The organism is Methylocaldum gracile, from assembly GCF_053646815.1.
This window is the reverse complement of sequence record NZ_CM132196.1, coordinates 5077506-5095176: the sequence shown is the minus strand read 5'-3', so window position 1 is coordinate 5095176 and position 17671 is coordinate 5077506. Positions and strand designations below refer to the sequence as shown.

The 17671-nt window shown below is 57.0% G+C and carries 19 protein-coding genes; 15 read left to right on the top strand and 4 right to left on the bottom strand.

Translation table 11 applies throughout. The features are described from left to right. The first annotated feature begins 12 nt into the window (after positions 1-12). The 15 genes from mnmG to glmS all read left to right on the top strand — a co-directional run bounded on the left by mnmG (position 13) and on the right by glmS (position 14451). Entirely contained in the window at positions 13-1887 is a 1875-nt protein-coding gene (mnmG, locus tag ACWJJK_RS22780) for a tRNA uridine-5-carboxymethylaminomethyl(34) synthesis enzyme MnmG (protein ID WP_077728306.1), read from the top strand. Between the two features lie 6 nt (positions 1888-1893). Next, positions 1894-2514: a 16S rRNA (guanine(527)-N(7))-methyltransferase RsmG gene (gene rsmG, locus ACWJJK_RS22775; RefSeq protein ID WP_086133829.1), complete on the top strand. Its 621-nt coding sequence runs from the start codon at positions 1894-1896 to the stop codon at positions 2512-2514. A gap of 7 nt (positions 2515-2521) precedes the next feature. Beyond that, positions 2522-3316, top strand: coding sequence for a ParA family protein (locus tag ACWJJK_RS22770; protein ID WP_086133830.1), 795 nt, complete (start codon positions 2522-2524; stop codon positions 3314-3316). Between the two features lie 9 nt (positions 3317-3325). After that, positions 3326-4171, top strand: a complete 846-nt coding sequence (locus tag ACWJJK_RS22765; RefSeq protein WP_077728309.1) for a ParB/RepB/Spo0J family partition protein — start codon at positions 3326-3328, stop codon at positions 4169-4171. Between the two features lie 66 nt (positions 4172-4237). Next, the gene (locus tag ACWJJK_RS22760; protein ID WP_077728310.1) at positions 4238-4615 is read left to right on the top strand and encodes an ATP synthase subunit I; all 378 of its coding nucleotides are present in this window, start codon (positions 4238-4240) and stop codon (positions 4613-4615) included. An 11-nt stretch (positions 4616-4626) separates the two neighbouring features. Next, positions 4627-5406, top strand: a complete 780-nt coding sequence (gene atpB / locus ACWJJK_RS22755; protein ID WP_077728311.1) for a F0F1 ATP synthase subunit A — start codon at positions 4627-4629, stop codon at positions 5404-5406. A gap of 42 nt (positions 5407-5448) precedes the next feature. Beyond that, positions 5449-5712 carry a F0F1 ATP synthase subunit C gene (gene atpE / locus ACWJJK_RS22750; RefSeq protein WP_026611179.1) on the top strand — a complete coding sequence of 88 codons (264 nt, stop codon included), beginning with the start codon at positions 5449-5451 and terminating at the stop codon, positions 5710-5712. A gap of 52 nt (positions 5713-5764) precedes the next feature. Next, positions 5765-6244 (top strand): F0F1 ATP synthase subunit B, encoded by a 480-nt coding sequence (locus ACWJJK_RS22745; RefSeq protein WP_133716331.1) that lies wholly within the window; start codon positions 5765-5767, stop codon positions 6242-6244. Further along, entirely contained in the window at positions 6244-6780 is a 537-nt protein-coding gene (locus tag ACWJJK_RS22740; protein ID WP_077728313.1) for a F0F1 ATP synthase subunit delta, read from the top strand. Before ACWJJK_RS22745 ends, ACWJJK_RS22740 begins: the two co-directional genes overlap by 1 nt. Positions 6781-6793: 13 nt before the next feature. Continuing rightward, entirely contained in the window at positions 6794-8335 is a 1542-nt protein-coding gene (gene atpA, locus ACWJJK_RS22735) for a F0F1 ATP synthase subunit alpha (protein ID WP_077728314.1), read from the top strand. A 10-nt stretch (positions 8336-8345) separates the two neighbouring features. Beyond that, positions 8346-9209: a F0F1 ATP synthase subunit gamma gene (gene atpG, locus ACWJJK_RS22730; protein WP_133716329.1), complete on the top strand. Its 864-nt coding sequence runs from the start codon at positions 8346-8348 to the stop codon at positions 9207-9209. A gap of 45 nt (positions 9210-9254) precedes the next feature. Continuing rightward, positions 9255-10637, top strand: a complete 1383-nt coding sequence (gene atpD, locus ACWJJK_RS22725) for a F0F1 ATP synthase subunit beta (RefSeq protein ID WP_077728316.1) — start codon at positions 9255-9257, stop codon at positions 10635-10637. A 19-nt stretch (positions 10638-10656) separates the two neighbouring features. Further along, complete coding sequence (locus tag ACWJJK_RS22720) at positions 10657-11079, top strand: F0F1 ATP synthase subunit epsilon (protein WP_077728317.1); 423 nt, start codon at positions 10657-10659, stop codon at positions 11077-11079. Positions 11080-11244: 165 nt separating this feature from the next. Then, positions 11245-12615 (top strand): bifunctional UDP-N-acetylglucosamine diphosphorylase/glucosamine-1-phosphate N-acetyltransferase GlmU, encoded by a 1371-nt coding sequence (glmU, locus tag ACWJJK_RS22715; protein ID WP_077728318.1) that lies wholly within the window; start codon positions 11245-11247, stop codon positions 12613-12615. 3 nt (positions 12616-12618) lie between these two features. Beyond that, positions 12619-14451, top strand: coding sequence for a glutamine--fructose-6-phosphate transaminase (isomerizing) (gene glmS / locus ACWJJK_RS22710; protein WP_133716327.1), 1833 nt, complete (start codon positions 12619-12621; stop codon positions 14449-14451). A gap of 43 nt (positions 14452-14494) precedes the next feature. On the opposite strand, the gene ACWJJK_RS22705 is transcribed toward glmS, so the two are convergent. The 4 genes from ACWJJK_RS22705 to ACWJJK_RS22690 form a co-directional block, all read right to left on the bottom strand. Then, complete coding sequence (locus ACWJJK_RS22705) at positions 14495-14980, bottom strand: hypothetical protein (RefSeq protein WP_077728320.1); 486 nt, start codon at positions 14978-14980, stop codon at positions 14495-14497. A gap of 155 nt (positions 14981-15135) precedes the next feature. Continuing rightward, positions 15136-16236 carry a YkgJ family cysteine cluster protein gene (locus tag ACWJJK_RS22700; RefSeq protein WP_347257438.1) on the bottom strand — a complete coding sequence of 367 codons (1101 nt, stop codon included), beginning with the start codon at positions 16234-16236 and terminating at the stop codon, positions 15136-15138. Between the two features lie 55 nt (positions 16237-16291). Beyond that, positions 16292-16702 carry a YkvA family protein gene (locus ACWJJK_RS22695; RefSeq protein ID WP_454128513.1) on the bottom strand — a complete coding sequence of 137 codons (411 nt, stop codon included), beginning with the start codon at positions 16700-16702 and terminating at the stop codon, positions 16292-16294. Between the two features lie 94 nt (positions 16703-16796). Further along, positions 16797-17606 (bottom strand): M48 family metallopeptidase, encoded by an 810-nt coding sequence (locus tag ACWJJK_RS22690; protein WP_240506764.1) that lies wholly within the window; start codon positions 17604-17606, stop codon positions 16797-16799. Positions 17607-17671 lie beyond the last annotated feature (65 nt).

The following is a 17671-nucleotide window of genomic DNA, read 5'->3' as shown; positions in this document are numbered from 1 at the left end:
ATTTCAACTCTCATGCATTTTTCCACCGAATTCGACGTCATCGTGGTCGGTGGCGGACACGCTGGTACGGAAGCGGCTTTGGCGGCTGCGCGGACTGGCTCTAAGACGCTGCTGCTTACCCAGAACATCGAAACCCTCGGCCAGATGAGCTGCAATCCCGCTATCGGGGGGATCGGCAAAGGGCATTTGGTCAAGGAGATCGATGCTCTGGGCGGCTTGATGGCGCATGCTGCGGACCGAGCCGGCATTCAGTTCCGTGTGCTCAATGCCAGCAAAGGCCCGGCGGTGCGGGCGACTCGGGCCCAAGCCGATCGCGTGCTTTATAAGAAAGCCGTGCGTCGGGTGCTGGAAACTCAGCCGAATTTGACCTTATTCCAGCAGGCCGTATCCGATCTGATCGTGGAAAATTACCGCGCAGCCGGCGTGATCACGCAGATGGGGCTCAAATTCAGGGCTCGTACGGTGGTCCTCACTGTAGGCACCTTCCTGGCCGGCCGGATTCATATCGGTCTCGAAAACTACGAAGGCGGCCGGGCGGGCGATCCGCCCTCTAACGCTTTGGCGGCGCGTTTGCGCGAACTGCCGTTTCGGGTCGGCCGGCTCAAGACCGGAACGCCTCCTCGGATCGACGGGCGAAGCATCGATTATGCGGTCATGCTGGAGCAGCCCGGCGACGAGCCGGTTCCCGTGTTCTCATTCCTCGGCCGGCGGGAGGAACATCCTCGCCAAGTGCCTTGCTACATCACCCGTACCAACGAACGGACTCACGATATCATCCGCTGCGGTCTCGACCGCTCGCCGATGTATGCGGGCGTTATCGAAGGGGTCGGGCCGCGCTATTGTCCCTCTATCGAAGACAAGGTCGTGCGTTTCGCGGAAAGGGATTCGCACCAGATTTTTGTTGAACCCGAAGGTCTCGATACTTACGAAATCTATCCGAACGGCATTTCGACCAGTCTGCCCTTCGACGTGCAGTACGAGCTTGTGAGGTCGATACGCGGTTTCGAAAACGCTCATATCACACGGCCGGGCTACGCCATCGAATACGATTTCTTCGATCCGCGCGACCTGAAGTCCTCGCTCGAAACCAAGCACCTCGAGAACCTGTTCTTCGCCGGACAGATCAACGGCACGACGGGATACGAGGAAGCCGCCGCGCAAGGCCTGATCGCGGGCGTCAACGCCGCGCGCAAGGCCAAGGATCTGGAACCCTGGTCGCCTATGCGCGACGAGGCTTACATGGGGGTTCTGATCGACGATCTGATCACTCGGGGCACGAGCGAACCCTATCGCATGTTCACCAGCCGGGCGGAATACCGGTTGCTGCTACGAGAGGACAACGCCGATCTTCGGCTGACCGGGAAAGGCCGCGAACTCGGATTGGTGGACGACGAGCGCTGGCGTGCATTCGAAGCGAAGCAGCAGGCCATTGCGGAGATACAGACCGGCCTGGCAAAAACGTATGTCAGACCGAATACTGCCGAAGCCGAAACCATAAGCCGGTTCCTGAGTGCGCCGCTGTTGCGGGAATCCACCCTACTCGAACTGCTGCGGCGACCGGAGATCCGCATCGAACACCTCCAAGCGATATCCGCTCGGTTAACTGAAGAAGAAAACGAGCAAGTTCTCGATCAAGTCGAAATTCAGGCGAAGTACCAAGGCTACATCGATCGCCAGCAGGCGGAGATCGAGCGCTCTCGCCGCTACGACCATTGGCGTTTGCCGGAAAGTCTCGATTATCAGAACGTCATCGGGTTGTCCAACGAGGTCCGGGAAAAGCTCAAACAACAACGTCCCGAAACTGTCGGGCAAGCAGCGCGGATTCCGGGCGTCACACCGGCGGCGATTTCGCTGCTGTTGGTCCATCTTAAAAAGAAGAGCGCCTGATCTTAAGTGGACGAAATCGGTAGACGTCTAGCGGACGGAATAACCGCGTTAAACATACCGTTTACGCCGGAGCAACACGAAAAGCTTTTGGCCTTTCTGCGCTTAATCCAGAAATGGAACCGGGTTTACAACTTGACGGCCATCCGCGACTTGCGGACGGGAGTGGATTTGCATCTGCTCGACAGTCTTACCATTTGGCCGTATCTCCGGGGCGAAAGGATACTGGACGTGGGAACCGGGGCCGGTTTGCCGGGTATTCCCTTGGCTGTCATGAGCGAGAGCAGGCATTTCGTTCTGTTGGACAGCAACGCGAAGAAGACCCGTTTTGTTCAGCAGGCCGTGATCGAATTGGGTCTCGCGAACGTGGAGGTCGTCACCTCGCGGGTGGAAGACTACCATCCGGACCACGGATTCGACACGATATTGGCGCGGGCTTATGCGAGCCTTGCGGAAATAATGGAGACAACGCGCAGAATGCTGGCTCCCCACGGCGTGATATTGGCTCAGAAAGGGCAGTTGCCGGAGGGCGAAATACAGACCCTTAAAGACTCGCCGGTTAAGAGTCATCGTTTAAAGATTCCGGGTCTGGACGTCGAACGTCATTTGATCGAAATAGCTATCGGCTGAGGAAACCATGGGCAAAATTATTGCGGTAGCCAACCAAAAGGGGGGCGTGGGTAAAACGACCACCAGCATTAACTTGGCTGCGTCGCTTGCGGCGATCAAGCATCGCGTTTTGCTTGTGGATCTGGATCCGCAAGGCAACACGACTATGGGATGCGGCGTTGACAAGAAAAGTCTCAAAAATTCGTCTTACGACGTATTGACGCGTCACGCCACGGTACGCGAGGCCGTCAAATCTTTGACCGAGATCGGCTTCGATCTTCTGCCGGGTAATGCCGATCTGACTGCCGCTCAGGTCGAACTGATGAAACAGGCAGGCAAAGAGCGCGCGCTTGCCGAGGCGCTCAAGAGTTGCCGCGACGATTACCAGTTCATCCTCGTCGACTGCCCACCGTCGCTTAACGTGCTGACGCTCAACGCCTTGGTCGCTGCGGACAGCGTGTTGATTCCCATGCAGTGCGAATATTACGCCTTGGAAGGACTTTCGGATTTAATGGATACGCTGGGGAATATCCGCGACTCGGTCAATCCGGAACTTCGTATCGAGGGTTTGCTTCGCACGATGTACGATCCACGCAGCCGGCTCGCCAATGACGTTTCCGCGCAATTGATCGCCCATTTCAGCGATAAGGTCTTCCGCACCATCATCCCGCGCAACATTCGGCTTGCCGAGGCGCCGAGCCACGGTTTGCCAGCGATAAAGTACGATAAGTCTTCTCGAGGAGCCGTCGCTTATCTGGCCTTGGCGGGCGAAATCGTGCGACGCAATCAAAAATCGCGAAAAATTCCTTCAATTCTTCAATAAATTCAAGTCATGACGGCAAAAAGACGAGGACTCGGCCGCGGCCTCGATGTCCTGTTGGGCGGCGCGAAACTCGAAAACGAGACCGAGAAGCTCAGAACGCTTTCCATAGATCAACTCAGGCCGAGCCGTTTCCAGCCGCGCAAGGATATCGACCCGGCGCGACTTCAAGAATTGGCCGATTCGATCAGTGCGCAGGGCGTGGTCCAGCCCGTGGTGGTCAGACCTATGGGTGACAGCCAGTACGAAATCATCGCCGGCGAGAGACGGTGGCGGGCGGCCCAACTGGCAGGATTGCACGATTTGCCGGTGGTCGTGCGCGAGGTTACGGATCAGACCGCCTTAGCGATCGCCCTTATCGAAAATATCCAGCGAGAAGACTTGAATCCTCTCGAGGAGGCGGAAGCCCTGAAGCGCCTGCTCGAAGAGTTCGAGATGACCCACCAGCAGGTCGCGGATGCCGTCGGCAAATCCCGGGCTACCGTCAGCAACTTGCTGCGCTTGAACGAACTTCATCCGGATGCTAAGCATCTTCTGCTTACCGGTGCCATAGAAATGGGACACGCTCGGGCGATACTCGCGCTGGAATTTCAGCTTCAGGCTGAAATTGCCCGTAAAGTCGCTTCGGCAAAGTTGAGCGTTCGTGCTACGGAGTTGCTTATCCAAAAGCTCCGGGATGGGCAAAAGGCGCGAAAACCGGAGATGAAGGATCCCGACATTCGCCGCCTCGAAGAGCGAATCGCCACGCGAATCGGCGCTCCCGTGCTGATCAAACACGGAAAAAAAGGCGCCGGACAACTCGTCATCCATTACGACAGCCTGGATCAACTGGAAGGTGTGCTCGATCGCTTGAAATAAACATGCAACATTGATCTTCCGCATTTTGGTTGTTATCATTCCGAAGCATTTGTTTGGGGGCCCTCAATGGGTGCGAAAAAGTTGTTTTTCGCCGTCAAGCGGGTTCTGTTGATGCAGCTTCTTGCGATTGCACTGATCGGCGGTTTCACGTTGGCCTTCTTCGGTTGGCTGGCAGCTAGGTCAGCGTTGCTCGGCGGGTTGATAGCCTTTTTGCCGAACGTCTATTTCGCCGCAAAATTCGGATTTTCCGATAAAACAAGAACGGCAAAAGACATCGTGAGATCGTTTTATATCGGCGAAAGCATAAAAATAATCATAACCGCCGGTTTATTTATTTTAATTTTCCAACTGCCTAACATTTTATTCCTGCCATTATTTGCCGGTTTCGTATCGGTATTGATGGTATTTTGGTGTGCGCTTTTGATGCGCGATATCGAACGCTAACGAGAGAGAATATGGCGACAGAAGAACACGGCTCTGGCGGGGCAACTGGATATATCGTTCACCACTTGACCCCCTTATCGACCGGCGAAGGATTCTGGACATTTCATCTGGATACCCTGTTTTTCTCTGTTTTCTTAGGCGGCTTATTCGTCATCATTTTCCGCAAGGCGGCTGAAAAGGCGACTTCCGGCGTACCCGGCCCCCTGCAAAATTTTGTGGAGATGATCGTCGAATTCGTTGACGCTCAGGTCAAGGATAGTTTTCATGGGCGTAGCGCGTTAATCGCACCCTTGGCGTTGAGCATCTTCGTCTGGGTATTCTTGATGAACTCGATGGACCTTATTCCGGTCGACCTGTTGCCCGATATCGGCAAGGCCATCGGGCTCGACTATCTTCGCGTGGTTCCCAGTACGGATTTGAACGCGACCTTTGCGATGTCGATTTCGGTGTTCTTCCTGATTCTGTTCTACAGCTTCAAAGTGAAGGGGCCGATTGGTTTTGGGAAAGAAATGATTCTGACCCCTTTTCACAGTGTATGGATGATCCCGTTCAACCTGATTCTGAAGCTTGTCGAGGAATTGGCGAAACCGGTATCTCTCGGCCTTCGTCTTTTCGGAAACATGTATGCCGGCGAGCTGATTTTCATATTGATCGCGCTGCTGCCTTGGTACGTGCAGCCCTTGCTGAGTTTCCCCTGGGCGGTCTTTCATATTCTGATCATCACTTTGCAAGCTTTCATCTTCATGGTTCTGACCATCGTATATCTGAGTCTAGCCCACGAAGATCATTAATCTCTTTCAATCAACCTTAACGTTCGATAATTCGGAGGAACAATGGAAATCGCATCTGTATCTGGCATGACCGCAATCGCCGTGGGCATCATCCTGGGCCTGGGCGCCATGGGAACCGCTATCGGTTTCGGCCTGTTGGGCGGCAAATTCCTGGAAGGCGCCGCGCGTCAGCCGGAGATGGTTCCGATGCTGCAGGTCAAAATGTTCATCGTCGCCGGTCTGCTCGACGCCGTAACCATGATCGGCGTGGGTCTCGCTCTGTTCTTCACTTTCGCCAATCCGTTCCTGTCCGCACTCAAGGGCTAAAAAAGCCGCGATTGCGACGCTTTAATGGCAAACAACCAAAGAGGAAAGCGCTGTGAGTATTAACGCCACTCTGATCGGCCAAATGATCACATTTGCGCTTCTGGTGTGGTTCACCATGAAGTACGTGTGGCCGCCTTTGATGCAAGCGCTCGAGGAGCGCAAAAAGAAGATTGCCGACGGTCTCGCTTCGGCTGAAAAAGGCAAGCATGAGATGGAGTTGGCCGAGAAGCGCGCGACCGCTTTGTTGCGGGAAGCTAAGGATCAGGCCGCAGACATCGTAAATCTAGCGCAAAAGCGCGCCAACGAGGTGGTCGAGGAATCGAAGCAATCGGCGAAGGATGAAGGCGAGCGGATCGTTGCTGCGGCGAAAGCCGAGATCGAGCGCGAATTGCAGCAGGCGAAAGAAGGTTTGCGTCAACAGGTAGCGGTGCTGGCCATTTCTGCGGCCGAGCAAATCCTGCAGAAAGAAGTGGATCAAAAGAAGCATCGGGAAATTATCGACAACCTCGGTAAGCAGTTGGGTCAAGCATAATGAGCGAGTTAACGACGTTGGCGAGGCCTTATGCCGTTGCGGTTTACAAGAGGGCCAAAGAAACGGGAACGGCTGATAAGTGGAGCGACGCGCTCGCTTTCGTCACTCTGCTCATGCAAGACGAGCAGTTAGCTAAAGCCGCGGCCAATCCCAAGGCTAACCGCGAGCAGTTTTCGGAGGCTTTTCTCGGTCTCTGCAAAGATCACCTGGACACTGAGGCACAAAATTTTGTCCGGCTGCTGATCCGGAATCGCCGGCTTGACCTGGTTAAATATATCGCCGAGCTATTTAACCAATATAAGGCCGAGGATGAAGGATACATCGAGGTAGACGTCAGCACGGCTTTTCCGTTGAAAGACGCTGAACAAACGCGGTTGTCTTCCGTGCTGGAGCGTGTTCTGGAGAAAAAAGCACGTTTGCGCGTCGATGTCGATCCAACTTTGATCGGCGGCGTTTACATCAAGGCGGGTGACCGGGTGATAGACGCATCCATCCGCGGCCAGGTTGAAAGATTAGCAAAGAGACTCTGGACTTAGAGCGAGAAGAATCATGCAGCTGAACCCATCTGAAATCAGTGAACTCATTAAGAAGCGAATCGAGCAGTTCGATATAGGTGCCGAGGCCCGCACCGAGGGCACGATCGTTAGCGTGACCGACGGCATCGTCCGCATCCACGGCTTGACCGAAGTGATGCAGGGCGAAATGATCGAATTCAAGGAAAATACCTTTGGTATGGCCCTGAACTTGGAGCGCGACTCGGTTGGTGCGGTAGTGCTCGGTGCCTATGAGCATCTGGCTGAAGGCGATACCGCGAAATGCACCGGGCGCATTCTTGATGTTCCGGTCGGCGAGGCATTGCTCGGGCGTGTTGTGGACGCTCTGGGCCGGCCCATAGACGGCAAAGGTCCCATTGAGACCAAGGAACGTTCACCCATCGAAAAAATTGCTCCCGGCGTTATTGCTAGACAGTCGGTCAGCCAGCCGCTACAAACCGGCCTGAAGGCGATTGACTCAATGATTCCGATCGGCCGAGGCCAGCGCGAGCTGATCATCGGCGACCGCCAGACCGGGAAATCGGCCATCGCCGTCGATACCATCATCAATCAGAAAGGCACGGGCGTTAAATGTATTTACGTCGCCATCGGCCAGAAGCAGTCCTCGATAGCCAACGTGGTCCGGAAACTCGAGGAACACGGCGCGATGGCTCACACCATCATCGTAGCCGCTTCCGCTTCCGAATCCGCGGCGCTGCAGTTCATCGCACCCTATGCCGGATGCGCCATGGGCGAGTTCTTCCGGGATCGCGGCGAGGATGCATTGATCATCTATGACGATTTGACCAAGCAGGCTTGGGCATACCGCCAAATTTCACTGCTGCTCCGCCGCCCGCCGGGTCGCGAAGCTTATCCGGGCGACGTTTTCTATCTGCACTCGCGTCTTTTGGAGCGTGCCTCCCGAATCAACGCGGCCGAAGTCGAAAAATTGACCGGCGGCAAGGTCAAGGGCAAAACCGGCTCACTGACCGCGTTGCCGATCATCGAGACACAGGCGGGAGACGTATCGGCTTTCGTTCCGACGAACGTGATTTCGATCACCGACGGTCAGATTTACCTTGAGACCAATTTGTTCAACGCGGGCGTCCGTCCGGCCGTGAACGCCGGTCTTTCCGTATCCCGTGTGGGTGGTGCCGCTCAGACCAAGATCATCAGGAAATTGGGTGGCGGTATTCGTCTCGATTTGGCCCAGTTCCGTGAGTTGGCAGCATTCGCGCAGTTCGCCTCGGATCTGGACGAGGCTACGCGGAAGCAGATCGAGCGCGGCCAGCGCGTTACCGAAATCATGAAGCAAAGCCAATACTCCCCGCTTAGCGTGGCGCAAATGGCCGTATCTCTGTTCGCCGCCAACGAAGGCTTTTTGGACGATCTCCAAGTCAATCAGGTGAAGGATTTCGAAGACGGTCTGCAAAATTACATGAAGTCGGAACATGCCGATCTCATGGAAAAGATCAATGCGACCGGCGACTACAATGACGAGATTCAATCGGCATTGCACGCTGCGGTTACGAAGTACAAAGAAACCCACACTTGGTAGGGATTGATCGATGGCCGTCGGAAAAGAAATCCGTCTGAAGATCACGAGTATCAAAAATACTCAGAAGATCACGCGGGCCATGGAAATGGTGGCAGCCAGCAAGATGCGCAGAACCCAGGAACGAATGCAGGCTACGCGGCCGTATTCCCGGAAGATCGCGCAGATCATCAAGCATCTGGCTCACGCGAACCCGGAATACAAACACCCATTCACGATCGAGAGACCGGTAAGCCGGGTCGGGGTCATTCTGATTTCGTCCGATCGGGGACTGTGCGGAGGGCTCAACGCCAATTTATTCAGATTGGCTCTGCGCAGAATGCGCGGATGGAACGCGGAAGACAAGGCCGTCACCCTAAGCACGATTGGCCAAAAGGGTACCGCGTTCTTCAGTTCGATCGGTGCAAACGTGGTTTCTCAGGCGACCAAGCTCGGCGACCGTCCCCATCTGCAGGATATCATCGGCGTCATAAAGACCATGGTCGACGAATATTCCGAGGGCAAGATCGACGAGTTGTACGTTCTTTACAACGAGTTTCTCAATACGATGACTCAGAAGCCGCGGCTCGTCCAGCTGCTTCCCATCCGACCGGAGGACATCGGTGAAGAACAGAAAGGCCAGTGGGATTACATTTACGAGCCTGACGCGAAGGAAGTGCTCGATCAGCTGTTGATCCGGTACGTGGAGTCGATCGTTTTCCAAGGTCTGGTGGAGAACAACGCCTGCGAGCAGGCGGCGCGAATGGTCGCAATGAAAAGCGCATCCGACAACGCCGGAAAACTCATCAAAGAGTTGCAGCTGATCTACAACAAAGCGAGGCAGGCGGCCATTACCCAGGAGATCGCGGAAATCGTCGGCGGCGCGGCTGCGGTCTAAGCGAATCGTTACAGAATAAACGCAAGAGTTTTTACGAGGACAGTCATGAGTTCGGGCAAAATCGTACAGATTATCGGCGCCGTGGTCGACGTGGAGTTCCCACGGGAGACCCTTCCCAAAGTTTACGACGCACTAAAGGTGGATGATAAAGACCTGGTGCTCGAAGTTCAGCAGCAGCTCGGTGACGGTATTGTCAGAACGATCGCCATGGGCAGCACCGACGGTTTGATGCGCGGGTTGAAGGTAACGAATACGGGAGCTCCGATTTCCGTACCCGTCGGTAAGGAAACCTTGGGTCGAATCATGAACGTCTTGGGCGATCCGATCGACGAGAAGGGCGCGATCGGCGAGAAGGAGCGCTGGGCTATTCATCGGAAAGCCCCGAGCTTCCAAGATCAAGCGGCGGCCAATGAGCTGCTGGAAACCGGCATCAAGGTTATCGACTTGGTCTGCCCCTTCGCCAAGGGCGGTAAAGTCGGCCTGTTCGGCGGCGCCGGGGTCGGCAAGACCGTAAACATGATGGAGCTGATCCGCAACATCGCGATCGAACACAGCGGCTATTCGGTGTTTGCAGGCGTCGGCGAACGGACGCGCGAGGGGAACGACTTTTATCACGAAATGAGCGAAAGCAACGTTCTCGATAAAGTGTCGCTGGTATACGGCCAGATGAACGAGCCGCCGGGCAACCGTCTGCGCGTGGCGCTGACCGGCTTGACCATGGCAGAGTATTTCCGAGACGAAGGCCGCGACGTGCTGCTGTTCATCGACAACATTTACCGCTACACGCTGGCGGGTACCGAAGTATCCGCGTTGCTTGGCCGTATGCCTTCCGCGGTTGGATACCAGCCCAACCTGGCGGAAGAAATGGGTGTGCTCCAGGAACGGATTACTTCGACGAAGGTGGGGTCCATCACCTCGATTCAGGCCGTGTACGTCCCCGCCGACGACTTGACCGACCCGTCTCCGGCAACCACCTTCGCCCACTTGGACGCGACCGTGGTTTTGTCCCGTCAGATCGCCGAGCTGGGTATCTACCCGGCGGTAGATCCTCTCGATTCGACTAGTCGCCAATTGGATCCGCTCGTCGTCGGCCAGGAGCATTATCAGGTTGCCCGCAAAGTGCAGAGCACCCTGCAGCGCTACAAAGAGCTTCGCGATATCATCGCGATCCTCGGCATGGACGAACTTTCGGAAGAAGACAAGCTGACCGTTTCCCGTGCGCGGAAAGTGCAGCGGTTCTTGTCGCAGCCGTTCTTCGTCGCCGAAGTATTCACCGGCTCGCCGGGCAAATACGTATCCCTGAAGGATACGATCTCAGGATTCAAAGGGATCGTCGAAGGGGAATACGACGATATTCCCGAGCAGGCGTTCTACATGGTCGGCAGCATCGACGAAGCCCTGGAGAAAGCCAACCGGGGCGCCGCATAATTCAAAGAGAAAAAGCACTATGGCTATGACGATCCACGTTGATATCGTGAGTGCGGAGGCGGAGATTTATTCCGGGCTCGCGGAATTGGTGGTTGCTCCGGCCGAAATGGGCGAAGTGGGTATTGCCGCACGGCACGCACCATTCCTCACCCGGCTGAAGCCGGGCGAGGTGCGGGTAAAGGTTAACGATCAGGAAGTCCATCCGTTTTTCATTTCGGGCGGCATGCTCGAGGTTCAGCCCCATGTCGTGACCATACTCGCCGACACCGCCGTTCGCGCCAAAGACATCGACGAGGCGGCAGCGCTGGAAGCCAAGAGACGTGCGGAAGAGATGCTGTCGGACAAGTCCGGCAAGATCGATTACGCTCTGGCACAGGCACAGCTCGCCGAGGCTGTCATGCAGCTTCGAACCTTGGAGAAATATCGGAAAGGCCGCGCGTAAGTTCAGCCGTTTTCGAGACCCAGCAAAATACCGGGCACGCCGCTCCTGTATTTTGCTGGGTTTTTTAGTTTTTCACGTTAATATAAATACGAGTATCCGGTCGCTGTTTTCGATCGGGTCGAACCAGTCCTTATTTTCCGCTTCTTCAACAAGGAAAAACGGAAGATGCCTTTGGAAATCGTCATCCTGGCCGCGGGCCAGGGAACGCGTATGCGTTCGTCCCTTCCCAAGATACTCCATAAAATCGGCGACCGTACGCTACTCGAGCATGTATATGCATTGGCCACCCGGTTGTGCCCCGACAAGATCACCGTGATCTACGGACATGGTGGCGAGACAGTTCTCAAGAGCCTCGAGCACCTGAAGGTCATCTGGGTCGAGCAGAAGGAACAGCTCGGCACCGGCCATGCAGTCATGCAAGTTGCGGACGACATCGACGAAGCGCGCACGGTTCTGATTCTTTATGGCGATGTGCCCTTGCTCGGCGACGAGACGGTCGAAAAGCTGATTCCGCTGGCAGAGGCGGATCAGATGGGGCTGTTGACGGTCGATCTTGCCGACCCTTACGGCTATGGCCGCATCGTCCGGGATAGCAGCGGTCGAGTGGTCAGGATCGTGGAAGAAAAAGATGCCACGCCGGAGGAGCGTAAGATCAGCGAAGTCAATACGGGAATTTTGGCCATAAAAGGCAGACACCTCAAAACCTGGCTGAGCCGGTTGGAAAACAATAATGCCCAGCGGGAGTATTACCTTACCGATGTGATCGCCATGGCGGTTGCCGATGACGTTCGGGTGGAAACGGTACAGCCGCACGATCCGGACGAAGTGCTGGGCGTGAACAACCGCGAACAGTTGGCTCACCTGGAACGGGTTTTCCAAAGACGAGTGGCGGAAGATTTGATGCGGAACGGTGTCACCTTGCGCGATCCGTCGCGTTTCGATGTGCGGGGAGAAATCGAATCCATCGGGCGCGACGTGGAAATCGACATCAATGTCATTTTGGAGGGCCGGATCAAACTCGGCGATAACGTCCGCATCGGTGCCAATTGCGTGATCAAGGACAGCCAGATCGCCAACGACGTGGAAATTCTTCCGAACTGCGTCATCGAAGATGCCGTGATCGGCCAGGGCTGCCGCATCGGCCCGTTTGCACGCATCCGTCCGGAAACGCGGATCGAAGATCACGTCCACATCGGCAACTTTGTGGAAGTCAAGAAGTCGGCGATAGCCAGTCGTTCCAAGGTCAATCACCTCAGCTATATCGGAGACACGATCATCGGCCGCGACGTGAACGTCGGTGCCGGCACGATCACCTGCAACTATGACGGCGCCAATAAACATCAAACCGTCATAGAAGACGGCGCGTTCATCGGTTCGGATACCCAGTTGGTCGCGCCGGTCAGAGTCGGCAAGAATGCAACCATCGGTGCCGGAGCAACGGTTACCAAGGATGCGCCCGAAAATGCCCTGACCCTCAGCCGAGCGAACCAAGTTACCATCGAGGGTTGGCAGCGACCCACCAAGAAAAGGAGTTGAGTCATGTGTGGTATTGTTGGTGCCATCGCACACAGAGTCGTTACCCCCGTCCTGCTGGAAGGACTTCGCCGTCTGGAATATCGCGGCTACGACTCGGCGGGGCTGGCGGTATTGGACGATTCCGCTCAGCTTCAGCGTGTACGCAGAAAAGGGAAGATCAGGGAGCTGGAAAAGGCTTTGGAAACTTCCTTAGTCGACGGCAAAGTCGGCATAGCTCATACCCGTTGGGCGACACATGGCGTTCCCTCCGAACGCAACGCCCATCCTCATATCTGCCGCGAGTCCGTGGCCGTGGTCCACAACGGCATCATCGAGAATCATGACGATCTTAGAAAGGAACTCCGGCAAAAGGGATACGATTTCGAATCGGAAACGGACACCGAAGTCATCGTCCATCAGATCCACGGATTTTTGGAGGAAGGTCTGAGTCTTTTCGAGGCCGTCAAGGAAACCTGCAAGGTGCTCGAAGGGGCTTATGCCATCGGCGTGATCAGCATCAACGAACCGAAGCGGCTGATCGCCGCGCGCCACGGCAGTCCATTAGTGGTGGGGTTGGGCGAGAGCGAAAACTTCATCGCCTCCGATGTCTTCGCGCTAGTCGGTGAAACGCAGCGTTTTATTTTCCTCGACGACGGCGACATCGCCGATTTGTCCACGGAGGCGGTCGATATTTACGATAGACACGGAAATCCGGTACAGCGGCCCGTCCATGAAACGAAATTGGCGGCCGACGCCGTGGAGCGCGGCGAATACCGCCACTACATGCAAAAGGAAATTCATGAGCAGCCGGTGGCAATCGAAAAAACCCTCGACGGGCGGATACGAGCCGGAAAAGTGCTCGATGCCGCTTTCGGGCCGTATGCCGAGAAAGCGTTCGACCACATCAAATCGGTTCAGATCGTCGCCTGCGGTACCAGCTATCATGCCGGCATGGTGGCGCGCTACTGGATGGAATCGATCGCGGGACTTCCGTGCAGCGTGGAAGTGGCCAGCGAATTCCGTTACCGCAAGAATGTGGTTCCGCCCGGGACCCTGTTCGTCAGCATTTCGCAGTCCGGCGAAACCGCCGATACCTTGGCGGCGCTGAAGGAGGCCAAGAAGCTCGGCTATGCGCACACCCTCGCGATCTGCAACGTGCCGGAAAGCTCGATCGTTCGGGAATCCGAATCGACCCTGATGACTCGAGCCGGTCCCGAAGTCGGCGTCGCCTCCACCAAGGCGTTCACCACCCAGCTGACCGCCCTGCTCCTTCTGGTCGCCGCTCTGGGCAAGCGCAACGGGCTTCCGCCGGAGCAGGAAGCGCGGATCGTCAAGGAGCTGGAAAGTCTGCCGGAGCAAATCGAGCGAGTTTTACTTCTGGAGGACGAAATTCAGCAATGGGCGGAACGTTTCGGCGACAAGCGTCACGCGCTCTATCTGGGACGTGGTGCCCATTATCCGGTCGCGATGGAGGGTGCGCTCAAACTGAAGGAAATCTCCTATATTCACGCCGAAGCGTATCCGTCTGGCGAGCTCAAGCACGGCCCTCTCGCGCTCATCGACGCCGAGATGCCGGTAGTGGCGGTTGCTCCGAACAACGAACTTCTGGAAAAGCTCAAATCGAATCTTCAGGAGGTTCAGGCCCGGGGCGGCGAACTCTACGTCTTCGCCGACGTGCGCGTGCCCATGGAGAGCGCGCCGGGCGTCAATTTGTTACGCGTCGCGGAGACCGAAGAGATCGTTGCGCCTATCGTCTACACGGTGCCCTTGCAGATGCTCGCCTATCACGTCGCATTGATCAAAGGTACCGACGTCGATCAGCCGCGCAACTTGGCGAAATCCGTCACTGTCGAGTGAGCCGGATCGCGTGACTATCAGTCCTCAGAACTGACGTTCCGAACTACGGATGGTGGTCCGCTGGGCTGGCACGTAATCCACGCCAGCGGGTGGCGAGTAATTTGAAGATCAAGCCGGTGCCGAGTCCCCAGGCGCCATTGATCAGGAACGCCGTCGCGAGCAAAGGAGGGTGCCAGCCGCCTCCCAAGGGCCGGCCCTTGAGCGGAAATACCACCAAGAGCGCCACCAGCGACGGCAGAATGGCGCCGAACAGGAACGCTGTCACCCAGTAGCCGGGAGGCGGCGGAAACCGGGGTTCTACCAGCGCAAACAAAAAACCCCAGACGCCGCCCCAGAAGGCCAACGAGAACACGGCCGGGATGCCGAACGGCGAGGTTGGCGCCAATGAGAACGGTGCGAAAGGCGCCAGACCGACGGCCCAAAGCAGCGCCAATGTGAGCTGGTGGAAAATCAGTGTGGCGAAAAAGCCCGCGACAAAACCGAACAATCCCCGTGTCGCAGTGTCTATGGGCGTATCGTGATAAGCCATAACAGGTTTCCTCCTGAATAATGATTCCCGTATCCCGCTTGAAACCGAGCGCGGCACCATTACGATGAGCTTCTCGCCAGCGGTTAGCCCCGTTTAAATTAAGACTTCATGCCGCTGGGCAGGTTTCAGATCGGCTTATTGCAGGGACCGGTCATTCATAGCGAAAGACCGACCCTGCGGCGCGCATCGAGGCAGTTTCCGCTGCCGCGGGTAAAGTCGCGGCAGGTTCTTGGACGGTCGTCGTAGATCACGCATGCGTAGCTCTCGGTGGAAGTGCCGCCTCCGGACAGCGCAGCACAGCGCGAGCCGTGTCGCCGCAGCTTGCTGCGGGCATCGTGAATGATGACGAGGGTCGGATGGCGCTTGATCACCGGCTCGCGCTTGGAGATCTCGACCGAATCATAAGCCTCGCGGCAACACGCGCCGCAGGTAAGGCAATCGAGCTCGTCGGCCGGTTCGAAACGCGAGCACGCCGGCGCATCGCTTGGCAGCCGGACGCCGGGCGCATGCCGGCAGCGCAATCCCCGGCGCTCGATGAACGCCCAGGCACAGCCGGTACAGCCGCGGCCGCTATGATACGCCGCGATGGGCGCGTGCCCCGCCGGATGCCGGGCGGGTGGTTCGGCGGCCTTCGTCCACAGCGAAGGCATCGCGCTTTCGCCGCAGGCGTCTGGGCCAGCATTAGCGTTGTGCTTCACACGGGGAACTAAAGCCGCAATGGCCGCGCTGGCGGCGAGCGCCTCGTCGAGGTGCGGCGCCCAACGGTGCTGCGATGCCCGCCAAGCGGCAAGGCGTGCGGCGACACAGCTACGCTCGCGGCGCCCTCCCTCTTTCGGCGACGCCGTGAATGGATCGGCGGGCAGCGACTCCCAAAAGCTTACGCGGAAATCGGTGGTCGGCGCGAAGAAATCCCGCAGGCCCACGCTATCGGCCAGATAGGCTTGCAGCCGCAGACAAGCATGCTCGCGCCATGGATTTCGGCCGCCGCTGCCGACTAGCCCCCAGTCTACCTGTCTTTCGCCGGCTTCCCCTTCGACCAGGGCATGACATAGCTCGTGAAGAATCATCTGGGCGAGCGAATCGTCAGGGTCGAGGATGTCGTCGGTGCCGATGAAGATCGTGCCGCGCCCATCGGTCGAGGCGTAGGCGTGCGGGGTGCGTTCGATGCGAAAGCCCACGCGTTCGGCGCAGGCAATCCACACCAGCGCGAGCGGGTCGTCGTAACGATGGGTCGGGCAGCGGAGGAACTCGGTCATGTCGGATGCCGGCAAATCGGGTCGCCGATAGTACCAGGTGGAACTTTGTCCGTCTTCAAGGCGAGACCGGCGCATCCGCGAACACACCGTAAAGCCAGATCATCCCTAGAGCGGCCAGCGTCAACCAAATCATGACGATAAAGGCTCCGGCCGCATAACTCACCGGTTTGTTGCCGGGCGTGAATGCGTCTGCAGCCGCGGATCGGCATTCGGCGAGTACCGCGGATGGAATCAATCGAATCACCAAGGCCAGTCCCAGCGGAATCAAGACTAGATCGTCGAGATATCCCAGCACGGGGATGAAATCCGGGATGAGATCGACCGGGCTGAACGCATAAGCCACGATCGCGGCCGCGAGAAGCTTTGCATACCAGGGCGTTCTTGGATGACGGGCGGCCAGATACAGCGCGAAAGCCTCCGCTTTGAGGCGGCGGGCGCGTTGCTTAAGCTCGATCAAGAGTGACATGGGAAAAGAATTGTGCAAAGGCGGGTTGCCGTTCTTCCGTTCGCAGCGAGCATGCCGATTTAAAAGCCGCTACGCAAGCGATCCGACAACCGGTTCAGGGCGCGCGGCGATTGGCTTCATAAACAGGCATCAACTGCTGAGCCTTTACCCGCATGCTCTGTAGGCGTTGTTCGGGATTGGGGTGAGTGCTGAGCCAGTCCGGACCGCCGCTGCCTCCGACTTTGATCATTTTCTCCCAGAGGGAAATAGCGGCAAAAGGATCATATCCCGCTTTGGCGGCGAGCTCGATGCCGACCGCGTCCGCCTCGCTCTCGGCCTTGCGGCTGTTGGGCAACTGCAAGCTGACGGTGGCGACGGTATCGGCGAGGCCGGCCACGCCGCCCAAGTTATAGCCAGCGATTGCCCCGGCCAGAACGCCTAGGCCCAAGCCAAGCTTTTGAACCTGAAGGCGCGACATTTTCTCGGCCTGGTGCGAGAGCAAGGCGTGAGCGATTTCGTGTCCCAGAACCTGAGCCAGTTCGTCGTCCGTGGGACGGATTTTCTGAAGCAGTCCCGTGTATACGGCGATCTTGCCGCCGGCCATGCACCAGGCATTTACTTGATCGCTTTTCAGAACGTGCACCTCCCATTGCCAGTGGCGGGTCTCCGGACGCAGCGCTGCGGCTTGTGCAATTAACGGCTGTGCTATGGATCGAACCCGATTGACCGTGGCGGGATCTTCGTCTAGGACCTGCTGTTTTTCTGCATTCAGCAGCAATTGGTCGTAAGCCTGTGCGGAGTACCGGGCGGCCTTGTTGTCGCTGACCAACATGATCTGACTGCGGCCGGTGATGGGATTGGTCGCACAGCCGGCGATTCCGACAGAAAGCTGGATGGCAAGAAGAGTAGCCAGGAAGCGATTCACCAAGTGACTTTGCCTCGACATAGCGCCGGATACCCCCGATTTGACGCCGAAATCGACGAAAGATT